The sequence below is a fragment of the Hyphomonas sp. NPDC076881 genome, from assembly GCF_050269995.1.
GTDB lineage: Bacteria > Pseudomonadota > Alphaproteobacteria > Caulobacterales > Hyphomonadaceae > Hyphomonas.
Window position 1 is genome coordinate 1 of record NZ_JBNNJJ010000002.1, and the last position, 23,443, is coordinate 23,443.

Consider the following 23,443-nt stretch of genomic DNA (forward strand, 5'->3'; position numbering starts at 1 on the left):
CGAAACTCCGGTTGGCAGTGCGCGGCGGGCGAGGTGCCCACACCGCAAACATCTTTTCTATCCGGGCGCCGCGGCGCCCGCCGCGCAGGCTCCACCTATGAGCCACCCGAACCACCCCAAACCCGGATGGCGCCGCCAGTCCGGATACAGACGTATGGACCGCCCCTGACAGTTTGAGACATCCGATAACGGACTATCCGGCGAACACGCGCACCGGTTCGAACTGGCCGGCACGAACCTCGCCCAGCGCAATCGCCTCCTCCCCCACAAGGGCAAGGGCAACCCGGTCGTCCTCGTCGCTGCGGCCGGCGCGCCAGCCTTCCACCACATGCGGCAGGAGGACAATCGAGCGCCCCTGGCGGATGTTGGCGGCGTCATGCGGGCTGATCTGCACCTGCGGCATGCCGGAAAGCACCGCATGCAGCGGCTGCAGCTTCGCCATCAGAGCGGGCTTGTCCTCCTTCAGGGCCTCAAGGTCCGCAATGGAGACGGCCGATTGCGCCCCAAAGGTGCCCACCCGGTTGCGCCGCAGCTGGGTGATATGGCCCTCGGCGCCGAGATCGTTGGCGAGATCCCGCGCCAGCGCGCGGACATAGAAACCCTTGCCCGAGACAACATGGATCACGGTATGATCCGTATCCGGCATACCGATCACACTGGCGGCGTGCACATCCACCTCGCGCGCTTCCAGCTCGAACGCCTCCCCTTCCCGTGCCAGGTCATAGGCGCGTTCGCCCGCCACCTTGATGGCAGAATATTTCGGCGGCACCTGCTGGATGGTCCCGATATAGCGCTTCAGCGCCGCCTCGATGGCGGCCCGGTCCGGGCGGACATCAGAGGTGGCCACCACATCGGCTTCGGCGTCCTGGCTGGCGGTAGAGATGCCCCAGCGGATGGTGAAGACATACTCCTTGTGCGCGTCCATCGCCCATTGGACAGTCTTCGTCGCCTGGCCGAGCGCAATGGGAAGAATACCGTCCGCTAGCGGATCAAGCGTGCCGCCATGGCCCACCTTGTCGGCATTGTAGAGCCGCTTGATGATGGCCACCGCCTGGGTGGAGGTCATGTCCACAGGCTTGAAAAGATTGATCCAGCCCGTGATGGGCTCGCCTTTGCGCTTACGTTGGCGGGACACTGGTATTCTCCGGGCTGGCCAGTCTGGCGGTTCGAACGCGCAGCCGGCAAAGGGCTCATGTTGCGGGCGGGCTTATGCGCGCTGGCACCGCCGCGTCAACGGGGCTGGCTGCGGCTCACGGCAAAAAGGCTCAGAAAGTGAGGCGCGGGCCTTCGAAAACATCGTCTTCCTGGGCAGGCTCCGGCTTGGCCGGCGCGGCGGCACCCAGCGCAGCGCCCTTGGGCAGACGAAGGTTCACGACATCAAGGTTGAGGTCAAAATCGCCGGTGAGGGCCGTATCGCCCGTATCCATCTTGTGGCGCACCACATCGCGGATCTTCACCAGAACATCCCGGTTATTATCCACCAGCGGGATCTGGCGCGCGTCCGAGGTGCCGATCAGCAGGCGATAGTAGGGCTCGCGCTTCTTCAGCATCACAGCAATCATGGCCGCCCGGATACCCAGCAGGACGCCGAGAAACAGCATGCCGATGCCGGCAAAGAGGCCGATCACCCCATCGCCCTGCGCCGGGCGCAGCGCCCACCAACCCAGACCCAACAAGCCGAAGAAAAGGAGAGACACACACAAGGTGGCATAGACGCTCTGCGTCTTGCGATTGCGCGGGGTATCCCAGGGGGCAAACTCGTGACGCTCGACCGACATGGTGGCAATCCGGCGGATCGCGATGGTATCGTCGCCCATCTGAAGCGACGCGGCAGACACCTCGCCCTGGCGAGCGCCTTCCATGTCGAGTGTCTGTCGGTCCATTCTGAGCCCCGATTACCCAATATGAAGGGCTGGCAGGGCCACCCCCTTATTGTCAAATGACAAAGCAAAAAGGCAGAAAGACGGCAGCCGCCTGCCTTCAGTCCTGGCTGTCCACGTCACGGCGCACACGAGGATCAGCCAGCAGCCTGTCGATGGCCGTTGCCTCATCATATGAGGCGTCCGCAATGAAATGCAGCTCGGGCGTGAACTTCATATCGATCTCGCGCCCCAGCCGCGCACGCAGGAACCCCTTCGCGCGCGTCAACGCATCGGTAAGACGCTTGCGCCCCTCCTCGGACTCGTCGCCCAGCGGCGTGACGAAGATATTGGCGTGCTTGAGATCGGGCGAACAGCGGACCTCGCCGACCGTGACAATCACATTGGCCAGATCGGGATCGCGGAAGTCCTCGCGCGAGATGATCTCGGCGAGGGCGTGACGGATGATCTCCCCAGCGCGCAACTGGCGCTGGGAAGGAAGACCGGGAGGTGTCGGGCGGCGGGCCATATCGGGGTGTTACGCAAGCGTCCTTGCGATTTCCTCGACCTGGAAGCACTCGATCTTGTCGCCGACGCGGATGTCATCATAGCGCTCGAACGCCATACCGCATTCCATACCGGCATTGACCTCGGACACTTCGTCCTTGAAGCGCTTGAGCGTCTTGAGCTTGCCTTCGTGGATAACGACGTTGTCGCGCAGCAGGCGCACGCCGCAGCCCCGCATGACCTTGCCTTCGGAAATCCGGCAGCCGGCAACCTTGCCCACCTTGGTGATGTTGAAGACTTCCAGAATATCGGCATAGCCGAGGAAGGTCTCCCGCTTCTCCGGAGCGAGCATGCCCGACAGGGTAGATTTCACATCGTCGAGCAGATCGTAGATCACCGAATAGTAGCGGATCTCGACGCCTTCACGCTCGGCCAGGTCACGCGCCTGTTTGTTGGCGCGGACGTTGAACGCGAAGATCGGCGCGCCCGACGAACGGGCGAGCAGAACATCGGATTCGGAGATACCGCCGACAGCGCCATGGATGACCTTGGCGCGGACTTCTTCGGTCGAGATCTTGTCGAGCGACATGGTGATCGCCTCGACAGACCCCTGCACATCGCCCTTGAGAACGATCGGCAGTTCGCTGGTCTCAACGGCACCATCCTTGAGGCGGTTCATCAGCTGATCAAGCGATGCACGGGCCGCAACAGAGGCGTTGCCGGCAATCTGGCGCTTCGTCCGCACACGGTATTCCGTGATCTCACGGGCACGGGACTCGTTCTCGACCACAACGAAAGCGTCCCCCGGATCCGGGGCCCCGTCCAGACCGAGCACTTCCACCGGAAGCGACGGACCGGCATCGGCAAGCTGCTGGCCGCGTTCATCGACGAGCGCGCGCACCTTGCCCCAATTGCCGCCCGCCACAACGATGTCGCCGCGCTTGAGCGTACCGCGTTTCACCAGAACCGTCGCGACCGGGCCGCGGCCCTTGTCGAGCTTACTCTCGATGACGACACCATCCGCCGGACGGTTCGGGTTGGCTTTCAGTTCGAGTACTTCGGCCTGCAGTGAAATCGCATCGGTCAGTTCATCAAGACCAAAGCCGGTCTTGGCTGACACTTTGACTGCCTGGGTCGTACCGCCCATGGCCTCAACCTGGATGTCATGCTGCAGAAGGTCGGTGATGACCTTGTCCGGATTGGCGTCATGCAGGTCAGACTTGGTGATCGCCACAACGATGGGCACACCGGCTGCCTTGGCATGGCTGATGGATTCAATCGTCTGCGGCTTGATGGAATCGTCCGCCGCAACCACCAGAACGGCGATATCGGTGGCGTTGGCGCCGCGGGCACGCATCGCCGTGAAGGCAGCGTGGCCAGGGGTATCCAGGAATGTGATCCGCTCGCCGGATTTCAGCTGAACCTGATAGGCACCGATATGCTGAGTGATGCCGCCAGCCTCTCCGCCGGCCACGTCCGTCTTGCGGAGCGCGTCCAGCAGCGAGGTCTTGCCGTGATCGACGTGACCCATGATGGTGACGATCGGCGCGCGCGGCTGCAGATCGTCCTCACGGTCGTCCGCGCCCTCAAGGCCGATTTCAACGTCGGCCTCAGAGACGCGCTTCACGGTGTGGCCGAATTCGCCAGCGATCAGCTCTGCCATATCAGCGTCGATGATGTCGTTACCGCGCAGCATTTCGCCTTGCTTGAACATGAATTTCACGACGTCAGCGACGCGCTCGTTCATACGCTGGGCGAGATCCTGAAGGGTGATCGTTTCCGGCAGCGTGACTTCGATCGAAACCTTGTCGCGGTGATCGGCGCCGCCAATACGGCGCTCACGCTCACGCTCGCGGGCCCGGCGGACCGAAGCGAGAGACCGTTGACGGTCTGCGTCGTCCCCCAGGGCCGAAGCGATGGTCAGCTTGCCACGGCGGCGTTCACCGGCATCGCGCGATGCCTTGGTGGCCACTTCCCGGGCACGCTCGGCGCGATCATCACGCGCCGGCTTGCTGGGGCTTCCGCCGCCCCGCTTGGGACGGCCGGCATCGGCTTCTTCTGCTCCGGCGGCCGGAGGCGCCTGAACGGCCGGCGCAGGACGGGCTGCCTTTGTCGGGCGTTCCACGCGCTGCTCACGGGCCGCCGTCTCGGCAGCGATCTTGGCAGCCTCTTCCTCAGCCCGGCGGCGCGCCTCGGCCTCTTCGCGTTCCCGCGCTTCTTGCTGCTTGCGTTCCTGTTCGTTGCGCAGGCGATCCTGGGCGGCCTTCTCGCGCTCATTATCCTTTGCGCGCGCGGCCTCTTCGGCCTTGCGCTGCTCGAGCACCTTCTGCCGGGCTTTGAGTTCGGCAACCGTGATGCCGAGCTTGGCAGCGAGCGCGACCAGCTTTGCTTCCATTGCGTCGGCAGCAGACGGCGTGGCCGGGCCAGCGTCGCCGCCACCCTGCCCGCCCCCGGCAGACACCGGGCGGCGCTTCTTGGTCTCGACGACCACCTGTTTGGAGCGCCCATGGCTGAAGCTCTGCTTGACCGTGCCGGAGGTCTTCCGCACCACAGTCAACGGCTTGCGCCCACCGGAATTGCCTTGATCGTTCGTATCGCTCATTCGTCCTACATATCACACATTACACCGAAACACCTCTGTGTTCCGGCAGTTTCCGTTATCGGCCCGTTTCCTGGAACCAGGTCAGCTCTGGTGCCTCACGAAATCCGGTGAGGCGCCGATAGGCGATCTCCCAGGACTCCGCGATGGGCCCCCTACGGACGAGCCCGTGTATCACACGGTCGCGTCCAAATGCCATGCCCAATTCCGCCGCGCTGAGCGCTCCGGCGACTTTCACGTCGCTATATAGGGCTTTTGCAAGAAAATATACCTTCGAGCGGCCATCTTCCGCACCATCGGCCGCTTCAAGCAGGAAGGCCGGGTATCCATCCCGCAACGCATCGCGCACCTGATCATATCCGCATATGGCCTGCCCCGCCTTGCGCGCAAGGCCCAGCGTATCGACACAGCGTTTGAGCAGCAGGCGCCCGACCAGATCAGCGAGCCCCTCAGGCACAGTGACCTGAGATTTGAATCCGCGCGCGAAAGCTCCCTTCTTGGCGGCAAGTTCAACCGTGCCCCGGTCAGCCTTCACCCAGACGCCCCTGCCCGGCAGGCGCTCCTGAATGTCCGGCGTCACAACACCATCAGGCGAGAGCACAAAGCGCAGCATGGCCGCCTTCGGCAGCCGCTCGCGAGTAACCGCGCACTGGCGCTCGGGCGAGGAGGCATCCTCCTCGCCCGGACCATCTTCCGAATTGTCTGCGATCAGGCGCGGATCACTCTCGGGATGCGGCTTCGTCATCGCCGCCCTCCGATTCAAGCTCGGAGAGATCAATGCCGAGTTCCTCGGCAAGGGCCTCTTCCTCTTCATCATCATCGCTCGAATTGCCCAGCTCACCGAGCGCGAGGAGCGCACGCTCCTCTTCGGTCAGCTCAGGGGCCGCTTCGGTCGATTGTTGCTGCGCCAGCATCTCCTCGATGGCTTCCGGCTCGATCCAGCCAGCCGCAACGCGCGCCTTCATGACGAACAGATTGGCGTCGTCCTTGCGCATTTCGCCCTTCTTGAGGATGCCTTCGACCCAGACGGGTTTCCCGTCCGGACCCGGCTCGCGATAGCCGGTGATGTCATCGGGAACAAGCCCGGCCACATCCTCAACCGTCTTGACGCCTTCCTTGCCGAGCTTCACGGCAAAGGAGGGCGTCATGCCTTCCAGCGCCATCACGTCGTCCGTCACGCCGAGTTCCCGGCGCTTGGCATCGTTTTCGGCGGCGACGCGCTCAAGGTATTCGCGCGCACGCTCCTGCAGCTCTTCGGCCACATCGGTATCGAAGCCCTCGATCGTGATGAAATCATCCGGGGCGACATAGGCGATCTCTTCGACCGATTCGAAGCCTTCCGAAGCGAGCAGCTGGGCGAGGGTTTCGTCCGCATCCAGAGCTTTCATGAAGAGTTCGGTACGCTCCTGGAATTCTTTCTGGAAGCGCTCGGAATCTGCCGACTCGGTGATCAGGTCGATCTGCCAGCCGGTGAGCTGGGAGGCCAGACGCACGTTCTGGCCGCGGCGGCCGATGGCGAGCGGGAACTGGTCGTCGGCCACGACAACCTCAACCCGGCGCTCGTCTTCATCAAGCACAACCTTCGAGACTTCTGCCGGCTGCAGCGCGTTCACGATGAACGTGGCCGCGTCGAAGCTCCACGGGATAATGTCGATCTTCTCGCCCGAAAGCTCGCCGACAACGGCCTGGACCCGCGCGCCGCGCATACCGACGCAGGCGCCAACCGGATCGATCGAGCTGTCATTGGAGATCACCCCGATCTTGGCGCGGCTGCCCGGATCGCGGGCACAGGCCTTGATCTGGATCACGCCCTCATAGACTTCCGGCACTTCCTGGGCGAACAGCTTGCGCATGAAGTCCGGCGCTGCGCGCGACAGGAAGATCTGCGGACCCTTCACTTCGCGGCTCACCTTGTAGAGGTAAGCCCGGACGCGGTCGTTCGGCTGGAAGTTTTCGCGCGGGATACCGTCATTGCGGCGGATGATGCCTTCGGCGCGGCCGAGATCGACGATCACATGGCCATACTCGACGCGCTTGACGATGCCGGAGACGATCTCGCCGACACGGTCCTTGTATTCATTATACTGACGCTCACGCTCGGCATCGCGCACTTTCTGCGTGATCACCTGCTTGGCAGTCTGGGCCGCCACGCGGCCGAAATCGAACGGCGGCAGCTCTTCCTTCAGTTCGCTGCCCGCTTCCAGGGAGGGGTCGATGCGCTTGGCTTCAGAAAGGCGCAGCTGCTTGGCTTCGTCTTCGAACTCTTCATCGGCCACAACCGTCTGCACGCGCCACAGCGTCTGTTCGCCGGTCGCCGCATCGATCCGGGCCCGGATGTCATGCTCCTGGCCGTACTTGGCCTTGGCGGCCTTTTCGATTGCCTCCTGCATCGCCTCGATGACGATACGCTGGTCAATCGACTTCTCCTCGGCAACCGCCTTGGCGATCTGCAGGATTTCAAGCCGGTTGGCTGAAACGCCGATGGCGCTCATTGGACATCTCCTGTCTCTTCATCTTCGTCTTCGGACTCGTCGATCTCGAAATCGGCGAGGGATTCTTCATCGTCTTCCGGCTGCGGCGGCAGGTTCCCGGCAGCGCGCGCGGCTTCAATCAGTTCGTCCGTGAGCACGAGGCTCGCCCGGCTCATTTCGTGAATGCCCGCAACGAGTTCGGTCTCATCGTCAAGCTCGATATGGGCGCCGTCCTGATCTTCCCCGGTGATGACGCCGGTGAAGCGGCGGCGGCCATCAATCGGGCGCGCCAGTTCAATCTTCACGGCATGGCCGATCCAGCGGGCAAAATCGCCGGGGCGGGTCAGTGGCCGGTCGATGCCCGGTGTTGATACTTCCAGCGTATAGGCCTCGGAAATCGGGTCTGCGGCGTCCAGCGTGGGCGAAAGCGCCCGCGAAAGGCGCGCGCAATCTTCTACATCGGTGGGCGCGCCCCCTGCCCGTTCGGCCATGATCTGCAGGTGCGGGCGGCGCCCTCCCTGGACGCGCAGGCGCACGATTTCCATCCCGATGCCCTCAGCCACAGGCTGGACCAGCGAAAGAAGACGGCGTTCCTGTTCGGTCAGAACGATCATGAGTAGGGGGCAGGCTCCGGGCTAACGAAAAGCGGCGGACCCGTTTCCGGACCCGCCGCCGATATATTTCGACTTGGGCGCTAGATAGTCTCAATTGATCGGGATGTCGAGGGGGGGCGTGCTTGGGCAAGAATAGAGCGCAAACGAAATCGGCGGCCCCCTTCCGGAAGCCGCCGCGATCTGGTCCTGGAGAGCCGGAAATATAAAGACTTAGAGGACTTTCAGGTCCACAGCCGAGGTCTTGCCGCGGCGCTCGTCTTTGTAAAGTTCGTAGGAGATCGACTGGTTCTCAGCGAGGGTTTTGAGGCCCGAGCGCTCGACAGCCGAAATGTGGACGAAAACGTCCGAGCCGCCATCATCCGGCTTAATAAAGCCGAAGCCCTTCTGATCGTTGAACCATTTTACTTTGCCGGTTGCCATAATGGCTTTCCTTTGCCGTTCCGTCGGCCGCGCAGACGCGGAATTACGCCTTGCGGTGCCTGTCGAAACTCGGAGGAGGGAAAGTCATTGCCGTCGGTCTGACGGGGTCTTGATATTCAGACCGACCGGTTTCGATAGCCTAGATTTGCGCATGTACGGGGGTTTTCGTCAAGAACCACCGTCAGATCAGCGAATCCGGAAGTTGAACCAGACCGGCCGGCAATCCCCCAGCTGCTTGGATTCGTAGCGGGTCGTCACATGGTCGGCCGGGGAAACGCGCCAGTCATCGGCGGCCTGCGCCAGCCATTCAAACCGGCCATCGGCAAGGAAGGTGAGCAGCGCTTCATCGGCATAGCTTTTCACATCCGTGGCAAAGCGGAGATGGCCGCCGGGCTTCAGTTTCGGGTAGAGCGCGTCGAGGAATGCGGGCTGCACAAGCCTGCGTTTATGCTGGCGGCGCTTGGGCCATGGGTCCGGAAAAAGGATGAAGGTCCGGTCAAGGCTCTGATCCGGCAGGCGCGCGATCAGCGGCCGGGCGTCGTCGGGCCAGAGGCGGATATTGCCAGCGCCCGTATCCTCAATCCCGGCAAGGGCCTTGGCCACCCCTTCGAGGAAGGGCTCGCAGCCGGCGATCCCGGTGTCCGGATTGCGGCCCGCCTGAGCAATCATATGCTCGGCGCCGCCAAAGCCGATTTCCAGCCAAATGGCCTTCATCCCGGGAAAAAGCTCAGCGAGTTCAATGGGGTCTTCGCCCTCGGGGATACGCCAGGCATCCAACGCCTCAGCCATCAGCGCCTTCTGACGGGGTGAAAGCGGGCGCCCTCCCGTGCGGCCAAAGCTGCGCAGCGGCCGGTCCCGGAACTGGCTGTCGTCTGCGCGGCTACTCATATTGCTCCTGCTGCATTGCGCGGGTTTCAAAGGCCGAGGCGGCCGCCTGAATGGTGGCCAGCAGGGAGCGGCGCAAGGAGGCGTCGTCGATCTTCTGGAAAGCGTCGATCAGTTGAAGCACCTCATCAGACAAAACCGCGATGCGGGGCTCCTCGGCGTCCTCGGCCAACCCCGGCGCTTCCCTGAAGGAGGAGGCGCCGGCACCCTCAAAGAAGAAGCCGACGGGAACTTCCAGCACGCTCGCAATCTCATACAGGCGGCCGGCCGAAACCCGGTTCACACCCTTTTCGTACTTCTGCACCTGCTGAAAGGTCAGACCCAGCAATTCGCCAAGCCGTTCCTGCGTGAGCTTCAACCTGCGGCGCTGGCGGTAGATGTTTTCTCCGACGATGCGGTCAATATCACTCGGCAATTTGCTTTCTGACATGACCTGACCCTGGGCGCGCCGCGCATTTCCGCAAAGAGATGCCCTTACCGTCTCCAGGTCGCGAAGGCCAGTAGTGCGAATAAGCAGAGCGAAATCCAGAACAGTGCCGCGCCAATCCGGCTCTGGAACAGGGTCACTTCGGCGGCCACGGGCAGCCGCGCCCGGCCGTAGGAGGTAGACCAACCCTCCGGTGCCGTTTCAGCCGGAATGGTGCGCATGATCTCGCGGCCATAGCCATCAACAATGCCAGACGTGCCCCGATTGGCCGCCCGAACCAGCGGCAGGCCCGTTTCGATCGAGCGGTAGCGGTTCTGGGCGTAGTGCTGCGCTGGCCCCATCCCGCGTCCGAACCAGGCATCATTGGAGATCAGGACCATCCACTGCGCCCGGTCGGTCAGGTTCACGCCGCGCGAGATTTCCGGGAACAACCCTTCATAACAGATCAGCGCGACGAAGGCCGGCAGGCCGCCCGTATCGATCGCGGTGGCCCCTGCCCCCGGCCGGAAGCCATCTGCGGCAAGCCGTTGGACGGTTGGCGGCAGCATGTCACTGAGCTGGGGCCCATAGGGAATGAAATTGATGGCAGCGAGTTCACCGAACGGGACAAGGCGGTGCTTGTCATAAAGCGCCAATGGGCCGGTCTGGTTGACGGTCTCATCCATCACCGCGAGGCTGTTATAATATGTCCGGCTATCAGTGGTCGTCAGCTCATAGCGCGTCGTGCCCGCGATCAGCTTGCGCTGGCCGATATAGGCCGCGATCGCGTCCAGCGCGTTGGCGTCCTGCAGCAGATAGGCCGGCACCGCCGCTTCGGGCCAGACCACAATGTCTCCCGGACGGCTGTCAGGATAGGTCAGCATACGCAGGTATTCATAAAGAACCGGATCAGGCCCCAGCGTGTCCCATTTGTCCTGCGGAACGCCCGCGTCCATGACCACAACCGCCTGATCGGTGAGCGGAGAGGTCTCTTCGGTGCGGTTTGCCCCCCAGGCCCAGCCGAGCGCGAGCGCCACGACAGAGACCAGCGCGGGCGCAACCCGAACCGGAATGCCGCGCGCGTCGCGCGTATCGACCAGCGCGGCCGGCGAAGCCATGATGAACACCGTCATCAATGTCAGCCAGTAAACGCCGCCCAGGGAAGCTGCCTGGGAAAGAGCGCCGCCCGGAATCCAGGTCGTACCCGGAAGATTCCAGGGGAAGCCGCCGAAGAGATGACCCCTGGTGAACTCCGCAAGGGCGAAGAAGAGGGAGAAGATGAAAACGCGCGAGGGCGAGGCCGACCAGAATGCGCCCGCCATGGCGGTGAAGACGCCCCAGATGATGGCCATACCCGCCGGCAGCAGAATGAGCGGCATCCAGATAAACCAGATCGTCCGCGCCGGATCGACCAGAAAGGGCATGGCCGTCCAGTGAAGGCTGATCAGGAAGAAGCCCGTTCCGAAGGCCCATCCGCGCAGGAACACCGCCCTGCCCCAACGGGCCTGGGCGCGCGCCCCGTCAATCATCCAGACGATGCCCGTGAAGGAAATGACCAGCACGGCGCTGAAATGAAAGGGCGCGAAGGCGACCGCAGACAGCGCGCCAAGCGCAAACGCAGCAGCCAGAGCCGGCAGGCCGGAAAGGCGCGCGAAGGCCTCATGCAAAGGCCCAAGCGCAGTGAATCCATGGCTGCGCACAGCTTTGCTCATTTAACTCTACTCCTCGGCAGCAGGCTGCGGCGGGGGCTCTGGCAGACGCAGACGCAGGCGGCGAACGCGCCGCGAGTCGGCATCAACGATTTCAATCTCGGTTCCGCCCGGATGACGCAGAACTTCGCCCCGGGCCGGAACCTTCCCGGCAAGGGCAAAGGCAACCCCGCCCAGCGTATCGATGTCCGCATCCAGATCATCCAGGCTGAGGTCCACCCCGGACTCTTCCTGGAAATCCTCGATCTCCATACGTGCATCAGCCTCCCACAAACGAGGGCTGCGGCATACGAACATCGCCTCTTCATCATCGTGTTCGTCTTCGATGTCACCCACGATGACTTCAACGAGGTCTTCCAGTGTCAGCAAACCGTCGGTGCCGCCATACTCGTCCACAACCAACGCCAGATGAATGCGGGTCGCCTGCATCTTCACCAGAAGATCGGTCAGCTTCATCGAGGGGGGAACGTAGAGCACTTCCCGATGCATTCGCTCCAGCGGGCGGCGGGGCGGCGTTCCGCCTTTGGCCAGCTCGGTCACAAGATCCTTGATGTGAACAAAGCCGATCGGATCATCCAGCGTTTCCCGGAAGACCGGGAGGCGTGAATGCGTAACGTCTGCGAAGACCTCCAGAAGTTCCTGAAAATCGATGCCCGCCTCCACGGCCTTGATATCGGCGCGGGGCACCATCACGTCGTCCACGCGCAACTCTTCAAACTCGGCAAGCCGTAACCGCATGACCTGTGGCGCATCGGCGGGCTCAGCCTCCCTGCCGGCATTCACAGGTTCTGCCGCCTTCTTCCGGAATCCGAAGAAGCTACGCAATCGGCCAGAAGGGGCCGCGTCGGAGGGGTCTGAATCACTCATTTCCGGTCAGTCAGTCTGGTATGGATTAGCTATGCCGAGGGTTGCAAGCGCCTTTATTTCCAACGCTTCCATTTCTGAGGCTTCTTCATCCGTCTCGTGATCGAATCCGAGGAGGTGCAGGTATCCATGGATCAGCAGATGAACAAGGTGGTCTGCCAGCTTCTTCCCCTGAATTTCGGCGTCATTTGCCGAAACGCCCAGGGCGACAGCGATGTCACCGAGGAAAGGCCGGTCCATTGGCAGCGAAGGGAAGGAAAGCACATCGGTGGGCTTGTCCTTCCCCCGAAACTCGCGGTTGAGCTGATGAAGGGTGTCATCCCCGGTAAGCAGAAGCGCCAGATTGCCCTCGTCCACAGGGGCAACCGCGCGGGCAGCGTCAAAAGCTTTACGGCAAAGCGCGTCGAGATCTCCCAGCGCGCTCCAACTGTCATCCTCGACAATAAGGTCGAAACTGATCATCGCGGCCTCAGCCCTGCCCTGCGGCGGCATAGGCATCGATGATCCTGCTGACCAGCCCGTGGCGGACCACATCGGCAGCCGTCAGCCGTTGAACCGAGATGCCCTCAACCCGCTCCAGAATCCGCAAAGCCTGTTTGAGGCCGGATTCCTGATTTCCCGGAAGGTCCACCTGATCGGGATCACCGGTAATGACCATGCGGCTGTCACGGCCCAGACGGGTCAGCACCATCTTCATCTGGGCAGCGGTCGTATTCTGCGCTTCATCGACGATCACGAATGCATTTTTCAGGGTGCGGCCGCGCATGAAGGCAATCGGAGCCACTTCGATTTCCCCGCGCGCCATCCGGCGGTCCATCTGCTCCTGCCCCATCAGTTCGCGCAGGCTGTCCCAGATGGGCAGCATGTAGGGGTCGACCTTTTCTTCCAGCGTGCCGGGCAGAAAGCCGAGCTTTTCGCCTGCTTCAACGGCCGGCCGCGTGACAATCAGGCGCTGGCGGAGGCCAGCATTGAGTTCGGCAACGCCGGTGGCCACGGCAAGGTATGTCTTGCCCGTACCGGCAGGGCCGACACCGAAAACCAGCGCATTATCCGGATTGGCGAGCACATCCAGATACTTCGCCTGGCCGCGGGTCATCGCGGTAACAGACTTCTTCAGGCCGCGCAGGGCAGAGAAGGATTGCGTGGGTGACTGGGCCGCCTGCAGGGCGCCGTCCAGCTCCATTTCGCTCGGCTCGCCGCCGCCGCGCAAGCGGCGCTCAAAATCCGCGAGCGCGGCTTCAGCGATGGAAACGCCTTCATCCGTGCCGCTCAGCCGGATGCCGCCGCCCTGGCTTTCCGCCTGCAGCCCATACGCCTTCAGCCGGGTTTCCAGAAGAGTCAGATGCCGGTGATGCGGCCCACAGAGATCGCGCAGACGTTCGGTCTCGCGCACCTCATACAGGCGGCTGACGGCTTTCGCTTCGGGGTCGGAAGAGGATCGGCGTTTCCCGGTCACAGGGCCGCCTCTGGCACACGCATCAGTTCACCGGTGAGCGAATTGAGGCTGGCGCCGACGATTTTCACATCCACAATCTTCCCATTAAGGCTTTCCGGCCCCTCAAAATGCACCGCTTGCAGATAAGGCGAGCGGCCATGCATCTGCCCCGGGTTGCGGCCTTTACCGGTTACCAGAACCGGCAGCGATTTGCCGATCTGCGACGTGTTGAAGTCGGTCTGCTGCTCCCGCAGCAGGGCCTGCAGGGCCTGAAGCCGCTCGTCCTTTACCGCTTCGGAGAGATGCCCATGCATCTCGGCCGCCGGCGTGCCGGGGCGAGAGGAGTATTTGAAGGAATAGGCAATGGCATAGCCGATATCCCGGACGAGTTGCATCGTCGCCTCGAAATCCGCGTCGCTTTCCCCCGGAAAGCCAACAATGAAGTCAGACGCGATGGCGATATCAGGCCGCGCCTTGCGCACGCGGGCGATGATGTCCCGGTAATGATCGGCTGTGTGACCACGGTTCATGGCCTTCAGGATACGGTCAGAGCCTGACTGAACCGGCAGATGCAGGAAGGGCATCAGCGCCGGTGTATCGCCATGAGCAGCGATCAGATCATCATCCATGTCACGGGGATGGCTGGTGGTGTAGCGGATGCGCTCAATGCCACCAATTTTGGACAGATGCCGGCAAAGCTGGCCAAGCGTCCAGTCATCCCCGCCCTCGATCACCGGCGCCGGGCCATGGAACGCATTCACGTTCTGGCCAAGCAGGGTGATCTCGCGCACCCCCTGCGAGGCAAGGCTGCGGGTTTCGAAGACGATATCGTCCACGCGGCGGGAGATTTCAGCGCCGCGCGTATAGGGCACCACACAGAAGGTGCAGAACTTGTCACATCCTTCCTGCACCGAGACGAACGCCGTTGGCCCATCGGCCTCACGGGTCTTGGGCAGGGCATCGAACTTCTCGATGGTGTCGAATTCGGTTTCCAGGCGGTCGCCTATGGCGCGGCTGGCGCGGGCGATCATTTCCGGCAGCTTGTGATAGGCCTGCGGGCCAAGCACCAGGTCCACGGCCGGCTGTCGGCGGATAAGTTCCTCGCCTTCGGCCTGGGCTACGCATCCGGCCACGGCAATCGTCATGCGCCCACCGGAGGCTTCCTTCATGCGCTTGAGCTGGCCAAGTTCGGAATAGACCTTTTCGGTCGCCTTCTCGCGGATATGGCAGGTGTTCACGACCACGAGATCGGCCGCTTCCGGGGCTTCCACAGGCGCATAGCCCAGGGGCCGCAGCACATCCCGGATGCGCTCGGAATCATACACATTCATCTGGCAGCCATAGGTCCTGATAAACAGGCCCTTCAGGCTCTTCTCTTCGGGGGTGCCGGTCATCTGGCGGCTTATGCCTCAAAAGCGGGCAAGCTGAAAGAACCTTCCTCCACGCAGGGAGCCCTACAGCAGCTTTAGGCTTCACAGGTGGGAGAAGCGGGCTAGTGTGCCCCCAAATTGACACCTTTGGCGCCGGGGAGGCCCTCTGTTCATGTTCGAAAATTTCTATGCCAGCCTAGAGACTGGCGTACACAATGTCAGCGGCTTTATCTGGGGCGGAGAATGGGGCGGGGTACAGGTTCTGCCTGTCGGCCCTATCGCCGTGATTCTGCTCGGGACTGGCCTGTACTTTATGCTTCGCCTTGGTGGCCGGCCCCTGCTCCGGTTTATTCCGGCCCTCGTGGAGGTCTGGAAAGGCCGCAAGGGCAATGGCGATCCTGCAGCCATCACGCCCTTTCAGGCATTGTCCACCGCCCTTTCCGGCCAGGTGGGTACGGGTAACATCGTTGGCGTGGCCACCGCCCTGACACTGGGCGGCCCCGGGGCAATCTTCTGGATGTGGGTGACGGCGATCTTCGGCATGGCGCTCGCCTTCGCCGAAAGCTCGCTGGCGATCAAATACCGCGAGATTGATGAATACGGCCGCATCAATGGCGGCCCGATGTATTACATCAAGAAAGGCCTGGGAAAGAACTGGACCTGGCTGGCCGCGATTTTCTGCGTCGGGACATTATTCTCCGCCACGGCCACCGGCGGCATGATCCAGGCCAACAGCCTGACGGCGAACATTCATTCGGCATTTTCGGATGGAGGTATCGGCATTCCGCTCTGGGTGCTGGGCCTCATTCTAGCGGGCCTGGTCTTCGCCGTGATCGTTGGCGGCATCAAATCCATCGGCCGTGTGGCGGGCAGCCTCGTGCCGGCGATGGCTGTCCTGTACATTGTCGCCTGTATCGTCATCCTGCTCCTAAACCTGCAATACATTCCCGGTGCCTTCGGGATGATCTTCTCTTCCGCCTTTGGCCTGAACCAGGCTGCCGGCGGCCTCGCAGGCTACGCCGTTCTCTCCGCGGTTCGCTTCGGTGTGGCCCGCGGCCTGTTCTCGAACGAAGCCGGCCAGGGCTCTGCCCCCATCGCGCACGCCGCCTCGCAGATGAAAAACCCCGCCAAGCAGGGCGAGATCGCCATGATCGGCGTTTTCATTGATACGATGGTCCTCTGCACCATGACCGCGCTCGTCATCCTGACGGCCGAGGGCAGCTGGGCCACGGCGGCCCAGTTCAAGGAATGGGCGGGCGAGACCACGACCCATATGTGGATGGCAGAGGGCCACAACCCGGCGACGCTGACCAATCAGGCCTTCACTGACGCGGTTCCCGGACCGGTCGGCGGCTGGCTCGTGACCCTGTGTCTTGCCCTCTTTGCTTTCACCACGATTATCGGATGGTCCTACTATGCCGAACAGGCGGTGACCTTCCTTGTCGGCGAATGGGCAACGAAGCCTTTCCGCTATATCTGGGTGATCATCATCTTCATCGGCGCGATGGCCGAGGTGAACATCGTCTGGTTGTTTGGCGATATTGCCAACGCCTCCATGGCCCTGCCCAACCTGCTTGCCATCCTGCTGCTGTCGGGTGTGGTGTATGGTATCCACAAGGCAAATGGGGATCCCGATACCGCAGACGGTGACAGCCTCATCGAGGACCAGCGCATAAAAGAAACGCCCGCCGAATAGGCGGGCGTTCTGCGCGTCACGTTTTCGCTGAGGGTCAGATCGCCAGGACGATCTTGCCGAAATGCTTCTGGCTTGCCTGATGGGCAAAGGCGGCGGCGATCTGATCCAGCGGGAACTTGCTGTCGATAACCGGACGCATGCTCGAGGCTTCGATGGCATCCAACATGTCTTCCTGATGGCGGCGTGAACCGACCGTGATGCCCGACACCGTGATGTTGCGCGAGAACAGAGCAGCGGTTGGCACTTCACCGGACACGCCGGTGAGCACACCGATCAGCGAGATATGCCCGCCAGGGCGGCACGCATTGATGGACTGGGCCATAGTGCCCGGCCCGCCAATCTCCACCACTTCGTCAACGCCGCGCCCGCCGGTGAGTTCAAAGGCCTTGCGGCCCCATTCCGGGGTTTCCTTGTAATTGATCACATGATCAGCGCCGAGCGTTTTCAGGCGCTCCATCTTCTCGTTGGACGAGGACGTCGCAATTACGCGGGCACCGGCCATCTTGGCAAATTGCAGCGCGAAGATGGAAACCCCGCCCGTACCCTGAACCAGCACCCAGTCACCTGGCTTTGTCCTGGTCTCCACGAACATGCCGCGCCAGGCGGTCAGCGCCGCGCAGGGAAGCGTTGCTGCCTCTTCAAAGCTCCAGCCAGCCGGCATGCGCGTGAACGCGGTCTCAGGTGCGGCGACGAGTTCGGCGCCAAAGCCGTCAGCGCCGTCGCCAGGAACGCTGGCAAATCCCGCCGCTTCGATCTGGCCTGACTGCCAGCCGGGGAAGAAAAGCGAAATGACCTTGTCACCCACCTTCCATTTGGTGACGCCCTCACCGACCGCGACGACTTCACAGGCACCATCCGACATCGGAATGCGGCCATCCGGCGTCGGGATGCCGCCCAGCACGACGGCAAAGTCGTGATAGTTAAGTGAGCTTGCGCGTACACGGACCAGAACTTCTCCGGCCTTCGGCTTCGGGTCGTCCCGCGTCTCGATCACGAGATTCTGGAGCCCGCCGGGCTTCTTTACGGCTGCTACTTTCATGTCTTGTCCTCCCTGGATGTGACAGGACGGGACCTATAGCGCCCTTGGGGAAGTCAAGAGGAAGCGGCGAGCCTTGCCTCGCGTAAAGCCTTGCGGCGGACCTTGCCGGCATCATCCCGCACCGCTTCGGCGGTGTATTCAAAGCTTTTCGGGATCTTGTAACGGACCAGGCGCTCGGCGAGATGCGCAAGCATCGCGGCCTCATCCACGGGCCCATCCGGCCGGTCGATCACGGCATGGAGCCGCGCGCCCATATCCTCATCCGGCAGTCCGATGACGGCGGACGATCTGACTCCGGGATAAGCCTCGATCGCGGCTTCCACCTCTGCCGGATAGATATTGGCGCCGCCAACGATCACCATATCAGACAGCCGGTCGGAGAGGTAAAGGTAGCCGTCCTCATCCATCCAGCCGAGATCCCCAAGGCTTTCCCAGCCGCCATCAATCGCTTTGGCGTCTGCCCCGATATAGCGATAGGTGGTGCCGGCCCCCGCAAGCGGGCGAATGAATACTTCGCCCACCTCGCGCGGCGGCAAGGTCTGGCCGTCCTCGCCGACGATCTTCATCTCACAGGTTTCCACAGGCTTGCCGACAGAGCCCTTATGCTTCAGCCATTCCGTACCCTGAATGGTTGTCGACCCCTGCCCTTCCGTGCCGCCATAGAGTTCCCAGATCACCTCCGCGCCGAGCCATTCGATGAAGCACTCCTTCAGCCAGGCCGGGCACGGGGCCGCCAGATGCCAGAGGGCTTTCAGACTGGAAAGATCATAGCCCGACCGCACATCCTCGGGCAGGGCCCAGATGCGGCGCATCATGGTCGGCACGGTGTAAACCACATCGATCTTGTGCGTCTCGATCAGCCTCAGGGTTTCTTCGGCATCAAACCGCGTGGTGACGACAATCGTGCACCCCTTGAACAGGGCCGTCATGGCCCAGAGAAACGGGCCGTTATGATAGAGCGGGCCGGGGATCAGCATGCTGCCCTGCTGGGGGATCTCCAGCAGGGGTACGTCTGGATCAGATGCGGCGGGCTGCTTGGAAACGATCAGCTTGGGGCGCCCGGTCGAGCCGCCGGATGTCATCGCCTTGAAGCTGGCTGCGGTCATTTCCGGCAGCGGCGCGTCTGACAAGTCTGCATCGGGCTGATAGCCCTGCGGAACACACGCCGCCTGCGGATATTCCCCATCAGGAACACCAACCACAAGGCTTGGCGCGCCAATCTCGACGATCTGATCGCGCTCCAGTTTCGGAAGGCGGGCGGAAATCGGCTGAGGTGTCGCGCCCGCTTTCCATGTGGCAAAACAGGCCTCGAAGAACTCGATCCCGTTCGGCAGGGAAATCGTGATGAAATCATTCTGCTTTACGCCAAGCTTCTGATAGGCGCGGGCGAGACGGTTGGTGCGCGCCTCAAATTCGGACCAGCTGACCTCTCTGCCCTCATGGCTGAGAATTATCCTGTCCGGCTGCTGGGCGGCCCAGTGTGCAAGGATGCGCGACAGTGAAATGATCGCCATGAATGTTTCCTCCCATTATCTTTTTCTTACAGGCGCCAGCTCAGATGCCCGCGCGCTTCAATAGTCTCTGAAATCCGGCCCAGAACTCCGCCCTGCGATCATCCGTTTCCATCAGGATCTCATGCATGGCGCCCTCCACGGTAATGTGTTCGCAGTCCTTGAGCCGCGCCGCGATGCGCGCATGAGCGGCATTATCGATCAGCTTTTCGTCCCCCGCCGAGGCAACGAACACAGGCACCGTCACCGTCGCCAGCGTCTTGGGCTTGGAGAAGGTCGAGAAAATGTCGAGCGACGCGCCAAGCCATCCCCAGGTAATCGGGCCAAGCTCGAGGTCTGGATGGGCATCAATCAACGCCCGTTGCAGATCCCAGCGGCGCTTGTCATGGGTCACGATGTTCGTCTCAAACCGCTCGGGCGGGCCGGGCTGCATGGCATAGTCGCCAGACCGGCCGGTCGCCCGCATGGCCCAGACAAGATAGCGCATCCCAAGGAAAGGCGACTTCAATCCCCACATGGGCGCGCAGAAGGCAGCGGCCTCCACCTTCACCAGGCCCTTGGCAATCGCGGCCAGCGCAATCGCCCCGCCCATCGAATGGGCGAGCGACACGTAAGGCCGGGGAAGCCGGCTTTCGAGCGCCTCAAGGCCCTTTGCCAGCGCGGTCATGAAAGTTTCGAAACGGTCAATATGACCCTTCTTGCTGTCCGGCAGCAGGCGGTCAGACAGGCCCTGCCCTGGCCAGTCCAGAATGACGAGCGCAAATCCCATCTGCTGCAGCTCTCGGCCCACCTCGAAATATTTCTCGATGAACTCGGTCCGCCCCGGACAGACGATAACCGTGCCGCGCGCCCTGGTCGGCGCAAGTGCCGGGGCAATGCACGCCCTCAGCCGCCTGCCTTCTGACCCTTCAAACCAGACGATCTCCGCGCCCTGGGGCGCCGGGTTCCCCGGTACTTCGACAAACCGGCGGCTTCTATCGCTTGAGGATGTCACCATGCGAGGGGTCTCCAGGAGCCATATAAAATGAGCCGCCCGCAGGTCTCCCCGGGGCGGCCCAATGCGTCAAGCGATCTCGATCAGATGGCTCAGCCAGCGAGCTTTTTCATCAGGGACTGGAGCTGCATGGCGACGGACATGTCACCGGCAACTTTCAGTTTACCCTGCATGAAGGCCATGGTCGGGTCCAGCGCGCCGGCGGCGAGCTTGGTGAAGTCATCCCAGTTGACCGAGATGGTAGCGTCGGCTGCGCTGTCGGAATTGTCTGCCACGCCTGCGGCGCCGTCGATGAACAGCTTGCCGGCGCTGCCGAAGTCGAATTTAACTTTTTTCTTGAAATCGCTGCCGCCAGCAACGGCTGCTGCTGCGCGCTCAGTAAGTTGGGCGAGATCCATCAGGCGTCCTCCTTGGATTGATACCTGTAGCGGATAAAGCAAACCGGGCGGGACGCGGCAAGAAGAATCCCTTGACGCGCCTTGCGGCACATCGATCAACTGACGTCCATGAGTTGGCAAAAAGCGATTGAAGAGCTCCGCCGCCGGGAACGCCTGGCCGAGGAGATGGGGGGAGAGGAGCCGGTTTCGCGCCAGCGCGGACGCGGCAAACTCACGGTTCGGGAACGGGTCGCCTTCCTGGCTGATCCGGGCAGTTTCCATGAAATCGGCAAGATCGCCGGCAAGGCGAGTTACGGCGCGGATGAAGAACTGGCGGGCTTCATGCCGTCCAATTCGGTCATGGGGCGGGCGCGGCTGGATGGCCGTTCAGCGGTTATTCTGGCCGATGACTTCACCGTGCGGGGCGGCGCGGCGGACGCCTCCATCTGGCAGAAAATGGTTCAGGCGATCAAGATGGCCGCCGAATACCGGATGCCGCTTGTCCAGATGATCGATGGCACCGGCGGGGGCGGTTCGGTCAAGATGCTGGAGAAAGATCCCCGCACCTACATTCCCGAAACGCCGGGCTGGAACGAGATCGTCCACGGTCTGACCCAGGTGCCTTTCGTTTCTCTGGCCCTCGGCCCGTGCGCGGGCATGGGCGCAGGCCGGGTGGCCGCCAGCCATTTCAGCGTCATGGTAAAGGAACTCAGCCAGGTTTTCGTGGCCGGCCCGCCCGTGGCGATCGCGCTGGGAGAAAATGTCACCAAGGAGGAACTCGGGGGCTGGAAGATACAAGGGCAGAACGGCACGGTCGATAATGTCGTCGATACCGAAGCCGATGCTTTCCTCGCGGCCCGGAAATTCCTGTCCTATCTCCCGCCTTCGGTGCATCACCTGCCTGAACGTATTCAGCCGGCAGACGACCCCAGGCGAAAAGAGGAAAGCCTTCTTTCCATCGTCCCGGAAGATGGCCGCACACCCTATAAGCCGCGCCGCATCATCGAGGCGGTGGTCGATAAGGGCAGCTTTTTCGAGATCGGCTCCTATTGGGGCCGGGGCATCGTGACCGGCCTTGCCCGGATTGACGGACACGCCGTTGGCATCATGGCGGGCGATCCCTTCTTCCTTGACGGCGCCTGGACGGCAGATGTGTGTGACAAGGTCACCCGTCACATGGACCTCTGCTCCACCTTCCACCTCCCTGTCATTCACTTTGTGGACTGCCCCGGCTTTGCCGTCGGCGTGAAGGCGGAGACCGCCGGCGTCACCCGCGCCGGCGTACGCGCGATGACAGCCGTTTACCAGGCCAGCGTGCCGGTCTGCTCCGTCGTCATCCGCAAAGCCTACGGCCTGGCCGGGTCTGCCATGATGAACCAGTCCAAAACCAAATGGCGTTATTGCTGGCCAAGCGGCGATTGGGGCTCCCTGCCTATGGCGGGCGGCATTGAAGCTGCCTTCCGTAAGGAACTGTCAGAAGCTGAGGATCCCGAAGCCCTGAAGGCCCAGCTATACAGGAAGTTCGACGCCATCCGGTCACCCTTCCGGACAGCGGAAAGTTTCTTTGCGGAGGAAATCATCGATCCGCGCGAGACCCGCCCCCTGCTGGTTGACTTCATGCAGCATGCCCAGCGCGTCCTGGAAGCCGGCGAGACCCGGACCGGTTTCCGCCCCTGAACCTGCCGCCCTTCCCGATTCCACCCTGCTTCGGGCATGCTCTTGCCATTTTCGGGGAGATGATGCCTCCTGACGCCCGATGATCGGGGAGGGACATCACTCATGCTTTGGAAATCTGCCGCTGCGGCTTTGCCGCTTCTGATTGTCGCCGCATGTGGACGCGGTGGGATGGAAAGCTATCCCTCCCCCACCGCCGCGCCGCCAACTTCCGAAATGATGATGATGAAGGCGGCAGAGCCCGGCTTCGACACGTCCGCCGGCAGCGCAGCCGGAGAGCCTGCGCCGGTTGCCGAACAGTATATCGCGTATGCTCACACCGTCGGGATGCGCCTGCCGGTGAAAGCCATTGAACCGACCATGCAAGGCCACATTGCCGCCTGCAACGCGGCCGGGCCTTCCGTCTGTATCGTGACCAATTCCTGGCTCAACGCCTATTCGGAAGATTCAGCTTCGGCTTCGCTGAACCTTCGGGCGACGCCCGCCTGGATCGGCACATTCCTTTCCGGCGTGGAGGCCGAGGCGACCGCCGCCAAAGGCGAGATTACCAATCGCCAGACAACCGCCGACGACCTGACCGTCTCGATCATAGATACCGGCGCGCGTCTTAAGGCTCAGCAGACCCTTCAGGAGCGGCTCCAGAAACTTCTGGCTGACCGGCCGGGTGAATTGGGGGATCTGCTGGAAACCGAACGGGAACTCGCCCGGGTCAATGGCGAGATCGACTCGCTCAAATCCACACTCGCCGCCCTACGCCAGCGGGTAGACATGAGCCAGCTTTCCGTCAGCTATGAGACCAAGATCAATCCTGTCTCCCAAGGCGCGCTTCAGCCGCTGGGCGAAGCTTTCGGCAGCTTCTTCTACAACTTCGCCAGCGCTGTTGCCGCCGTGGTCACAGCCTTCGCCGTCGGCCTGCCCTGGCTGCTCCTGCTGGGCGCACTGCTCTGGATCTGGTTGCGGCTCATCTGGCCGCGCATCCGCAAGAAGAAACCGGTTGCCTGATCCGTCTCCGG

At 62.4% G+C, this 23,443-nt stretch carries 22 protein-coding genes; 3 read left to right on the forward strand and 19 right to left on the reverse strand.

Annotation, left to right across the window (positions count from 1 at the left end; genetic code table 11):
- Window positions 1-193 precede the first annotated feature (193 nt).
- From truB to miaB, 15 genes are all read right to left on the reverse strand, one after another.
- Window positions 194-1,135, reverse strand: coding sequence for a tRNA pseudouridine(55) synthase TruB (gene truB, locus ACQKI2_RS01875; RefSeq protein ID WP_427378041.1), 942 nt, complete (start codon window positions 1,133-1,135; stop codon window positions 194-196).
- 130 nt (window positions 1,136-1,265) lie between these two features.
- On the reverse strand, window positions 1,266-1,883 hold the full coding sequence (locus ACQKI2_RS01880) for a hypothetical protein (RefSeq protein ID WP_427378042.1): 618 nt from the start codon (window positions 1,881-1,883) through the stop codon (window positions 1,266-1,268).
- 97 nt (window positions 1,884-1,980) lie between these two features.
- Window positions 1,981-2,388, reverse strand: coding sequence for a 30S ribosome-binding factor RbfA (rbfA, locus tag ACQKI2_RS01885; RefSeq protein WP_427378043.1), 408 nt, complete (start codon window positions 2,386-2,388; stop codon window positions 1,981-1,983).
- A 9-nt stretch (window positions 2,389-2,397) separates the two neighbouring features.
- Entirely contained in the window at window positions 2,398-4,968 is a 2,571-nt protein-coding gene (infB, locus tag ACQKI2_RS01890) for a translation initiation factor IF-2 (protein WP_427378044.1), read from the reverse strand.
- Between the two features lie 55 nt (window positions 4,969-5,023).
- Window positions 5,024-5,710 carry an RNA-binding protein gene (locus tag ACQKI2_RS01895; RefSeq protein ID WP_427378045.1) on the reverse strand — a complete coding sequence of 229 codons (687 nt, stop codon included), beginning with the start codon at window positions 5,708-5,710 and terminating at the stop codon, window positions 5,024-5,026.
- Entirely contained in the window at window positions 5,685-7,457 is a 1,773-nt protein-coding gene (gene nusA, locus ACQKI2_RS01900) for a transcription termination factor NusA (protein WP_427378046.1), read from the reverse strand. Before nusA ends, ACQKI2_RS01895 begins: the two co-directional genes overlap by 26 nt.
- Complete coding sequence (gene rimP / locus ACQKI2_RS01905) at window positions 7,454-8,050, reverse strand: ribosome maturation factor RimP (protein WP_035597754.1); 597 nt, start codon at window positions 8,048-8,050, stop codon at window positions 7,454-7,456. The genes nusA and rimP overlap by 4 nt, the downstream gene beginning before the upstream one ends.
- A gap of 210 nt (window positions 8,051-8,260) precedes the next feature.
- On the reverse strand, window positions 8,261-8,470 hold the full coding sequence (locus tag ACQKI2_RS01910) for a cold-shock protein (protein ID WP_035597751.1): 210 nt from the start codon (window positions 8,468-8,470) through the stop codon (window positions 8,261-8,263).
- Window positions 8,471-8,656: 186 nt separating this feature from the next.
- A complete protein-coding gene (gene trmB, locus ACQKI2_RS01915; RefSeq protein ID WP_427378047.1) occupies window positions 8,657-9,358 on the reverse strand; it encodes a tRNA (guanosine(46)-N7)-methyltransferase TrmB in 702 nt (233 codons plus the stop codon).
- Complete coding sequence (locus tag ACQKI2_RS01920; RefSeq protein WP_427378048.1) at window positions 9,351-9,785, reverse strand: helix-turn-helix domain-containing protein; 435 nt, start codon at window positions 9,783-9,785, stop codon at window positions 9,351-9,353. The genes trmB and ACQKI2_RS01920 overlap by 8 nt, the downstream gene beginning before the upstream one ends.
- A gap of 44 nt (window positions 9,786-9,829) precedes the next feature.
- Window positions 9,830-11,473 (reverse strand): apolipoprotein N-acyltransferase, encoded by a 1,644-nt coding sequence (gene lnt / locus ACQKI2_RS01925; RefSeq protein ID WP_427378049.1) that lies wholly within the window; start codon window positions 11,471-11,473, stop codon window positions 9,830-9,832.
- A 6-nt stretch (window positions 11,474-11,479) separates the two neighbouring features.
- The gene (locus ACQKI2_RS01930) at window positions 11,480-12,337 is read right to left on the reverse strand and encodes a CBS domain-containing protein (protein WP_427378050.1); all 858 of its coding nucleotides are present in this window, start codon (window positions 12,335-12,337) and stop codon (window positions 11,480-11,482) included.
- Window positions 12,338-12,343: 6 nt separating this feature from the next.
- Complete coding sequence (ybeY, locus tag ACQKI2_RS01935; protein ID WP_114106748.1) at window positions 12,344-12,796, reverse strand: rRNA maturation RNase YbeY; 453 nt, start codon at window positions 12,794-12,796, stop codon at window positions 12,344-12,346.
- Between the two features lie 7 nt (window positions 12,797-12,803).
- On the reverse strand, window positions 12,804-13,790 hold the full coding sequence (locus ACQKI2_RS01940; RefSeq protein WP_427378051.1) for a PhoH family protein: 987 nt from the start codon (window positions 13,788-13,790) through the stop codon (window positions 12,804-12,806).
- The gene (miaB, locus tag ACQKI2_RS01945) at window positions 13,787-15,163 is read right to left on the reverse strand and encodes a tRNA (N6-isopentenyl adenosine(37)-C2)-methylthiotransferase MiaB (RefSeq protein ID WP_427378052.1); all 1,377 of its coding nucleotides are present in this window, start codon (window positions 15,161-15,163) and stop codon (window positions 13,787-13,789) included. The genes ACQKI2_RS01940 and miaB overlap by 4 nt, the downstream gene beginning before the upstream one ends.
- Before the next feature lie 148 nt (window positions 15,164-15,311).
- On the opposite strand from miaB, the gene ACQKI2_RS01950 reads away from it, so the two are divergent.
- Window positions 15,312-16,835: an alanine/glycine:cation symporter family protein gene (locus ACQKI2_RS01950; protein WP_427378053.1), complete on the forward strand. Its 1,524-nt coding sequence runs from the start codon at window positions 15,312-15,314 to the stop codon at window positions 16,833-16,835.
- A 34-nt stretch (window positions 16,836-16,869) separates the two neighbouring features.
- On the opposite strand, the gene ACQKI2_RS01955 is transcribed toward ACQKI2_RS01950, so the two are convergent.
- The 4 genes from ACQKI2_RS01955 to ACQKI2_RS01970 all read right to left on the reverse strand — a co-directional run bounded on the left by ACQKI2_RS01955 (window position 16,870) and on the right by ACQKI2_RS01970 (window position 20,777).
- Window positions 16,870-17,874 (reverse strand): zinc-dependent alcohol dehydrogenase family protein, encoded by a 1,005-nt coding sequence (locus ACQKI2_RS01955; protein WP_427378054.1) that lies wholly within the window; start codon window positions 17,872-17,874, stop codon window positions 16,870-16,872.
- A gap of 53 nt (window positions 17,875-17,927) precedes the next feature.
- A complete protein-coding gene (locus ACQKI2_RS01960; protein ID WP_427378055.1) occupies window positions 17,928-19,388 on the reverse strand; it encodes an AMP-binding protein in 1,461 nt (486 codons plus the stop codon).
- 40 nt (window positions 19,389-19,428) lie between these two features.
- Complete coding sequence (locus ACQKI2_RS01965; protein WP_427378056.1) at window positions 19,429-20,382, reverse strand: alpha/beta fold hydrolase; 954 nt, start codon at window positions 20,380-20,382, stop codon at window positions 19,429-19,431.
- Window positions 20,383-20,471: 89 nt separating this feature from the next.
- Window positions 20,472-20,777: an SCP2 sterol-binding domain-containing protein gene (locus ACQKI2_RS01970; RefSeq protein ID WP_427378057.1), complete on the reverse strand. Its 306-nt coding sequence runs from the start codon at window positions 20,775-20,777 to the stop codon at window positions 20,472-20,474.
- Window positions 20,778-20,885: 108 nt separating this feature from the next.
- Here ACQKI2_RS01970 and ACQKI2_RS01975 point away from each other — a divergent pair, with 108 nt between their 5' ends.
- Together ACQKI2_RS01975 and ACQKI2_RS01980 are read left to right on the forward strand one after the other, a co-directional pair.
- Complete coding sequence (locus ACQKI2_RS01975; protein WP_427378058.1) at window positions 20,886-22,433, forward strand: acyl-CoA carboxylase subunit beta; 1,548 nt, start codon at window positions 20,886-20,888, stop codon at window positions 22,431-22,433.
- Window positions 22,434-22,535: 102 nt separating this feature from the next.
- A complete protein-coding gene (locus tag ACQKI2_RS01980; protein ID WP_427378059.1) occupies window positions 22,536-23,432 on the forward strand; it encodes a DUF4349 domain-containing protein in 897 nt (298 codons plus the stop codon).
- Window positions 23,433-23,443 lie beyond the last annotated feature (11 nt).

Coding starts and splice junctions, on each gene's coding strand:
- nusA (WP_427378046.1), bottom strand. CDS start 7,457: ATGAGCGCCATCGGCGTTTCAGCCAACCGGCTTGAAATCCTGCAGATC.
- trmB (WP_427378047.1), bottom strand. CDS start 9,358: ATGAGTAGCCGCGCAGACGACAGCCAGTTCCGGGACCGGCCGCTGCGC.
- miaB (WP_427378052.1), bottom strand. CDS start 15,163: ATGACCGGCACCCCCGAAGAGAAGAGCCTGAAGGGCCTGTTTATCAGG.
- lnt (WP_427378049.1), bottom strand. CDS start 11,473: ATGAGCAAAGCTGTGCGCAGCCATGGATTCACTGCGCTTGGGCCTTTG.
- ACQKI2_RS01960 (WP_427378055.1), bottom strand. CDS start 19,388: ATGGCGATCATTTCACTGTCGCGCATCCTTGCACACTGGGCCGCCCAG.
- ACQKI2_RS01910 (WP_035597751.1), bottom strand. CDS start 8,470: ATGGCAACCGGCAAAGTAAAATGGTTCAACGATCAGAAGGGCTTCGGC.
- rbfA (WP_427378043.1), bottom strand. CDS start 2,388: ATGGCCCGCCGCCCGACACCTCCCGGTCTTCCTTCCCAGCGCCAGTTG.
- ACQKI2_RS01970 (WP_427378057.1), bottom strand. CDS start 20,777: ATGGATCTCGCCCAACTTACTGAGCGCGCAGCAGCAGCCGTTGCTGGC.
- ACQKI2_RS01920 (WP_427378048.1), bottom strand. CDS start 9,785: ATGTCAGAAAGCAAATTGCCGAGTGATATTGACCGCATCGTCGGAGAA.
- infB (WP_427378044.1), bottom strand. CDS start 4,968: ATGAGCGATACGAACGATCAAGGCAATTCCGGTGGGCGCAAGCCGTTG.
- ACQKI2_RS01950 (WP_427378053.1), top strand. CDS start 15,312: ATGTTCGAAAATTTCTATGCCAGCCTAGAGACTGGCGTACACAATGTC.
- ybeY (WP_114106748.1), bottom strand. CDS start 12,796: ATGATCAGTTTCGACCTTATTGTCGAGGATGACAGTTGGAGCGCGCTG.
- ACQKI2_RS01880 (WP_427378042.1), bottom strand. CDS start 1,883: ATGGACCGACAGACACTCGACATGGAAGGCGCTCGCCAGGGCGAGGTG.
- ACQKI2_RS01965 (WP_427378056.1), bottom strand. CDS start 20,382: ATGGTGACATCCTCAAGCGATAGAAGCCGCCGGTTTGTCGAAGTACCG.
- rimP (WP_035597754.1), bottom strand. CDS start 8,050: ATGATCGTTCTGACCGAACAGGAACGCCGTCTTCTTTCGCTGGTCCAG.
- ACQKI2_RS01975 (WP_427378058.1), top strand. CDS start 20,886: ATGAGTTGGCAAAAAGCGATTGAAGAGCTCCGCCGCCGGGAACGCCTG.
- ACQKI2_RS01930 (WP_427378050.1), bottom strand. CDS start 12,337: ATGAGTGATTCAGACCCCTCCGACGCGGCCCCTTCTGGCCGATTGCGT.
- ACQKI2_RS01895 (WP_427378045.1), bottom strand. CDS start 5,710: ATGACGAAGCCGCATCCCGAGAGTGATCCGCGCCTGATCGCAGACAAT.
- ACQKI2_RS01955 (WP_427378054.1), bottom strand. CDS start 17,874: ATGAAAGTAGCAGCCGTAAAGAAGCCCGGCGGGCTCCAGAATCTCGTG.
- ACQKI2_RS01980 (WP_427378059.1), top strand. CDS start 22,536: ATGCTTTGGAAATCTGCCGCTGCGGCTTTGCCGCTTCTGATTGTCGCC.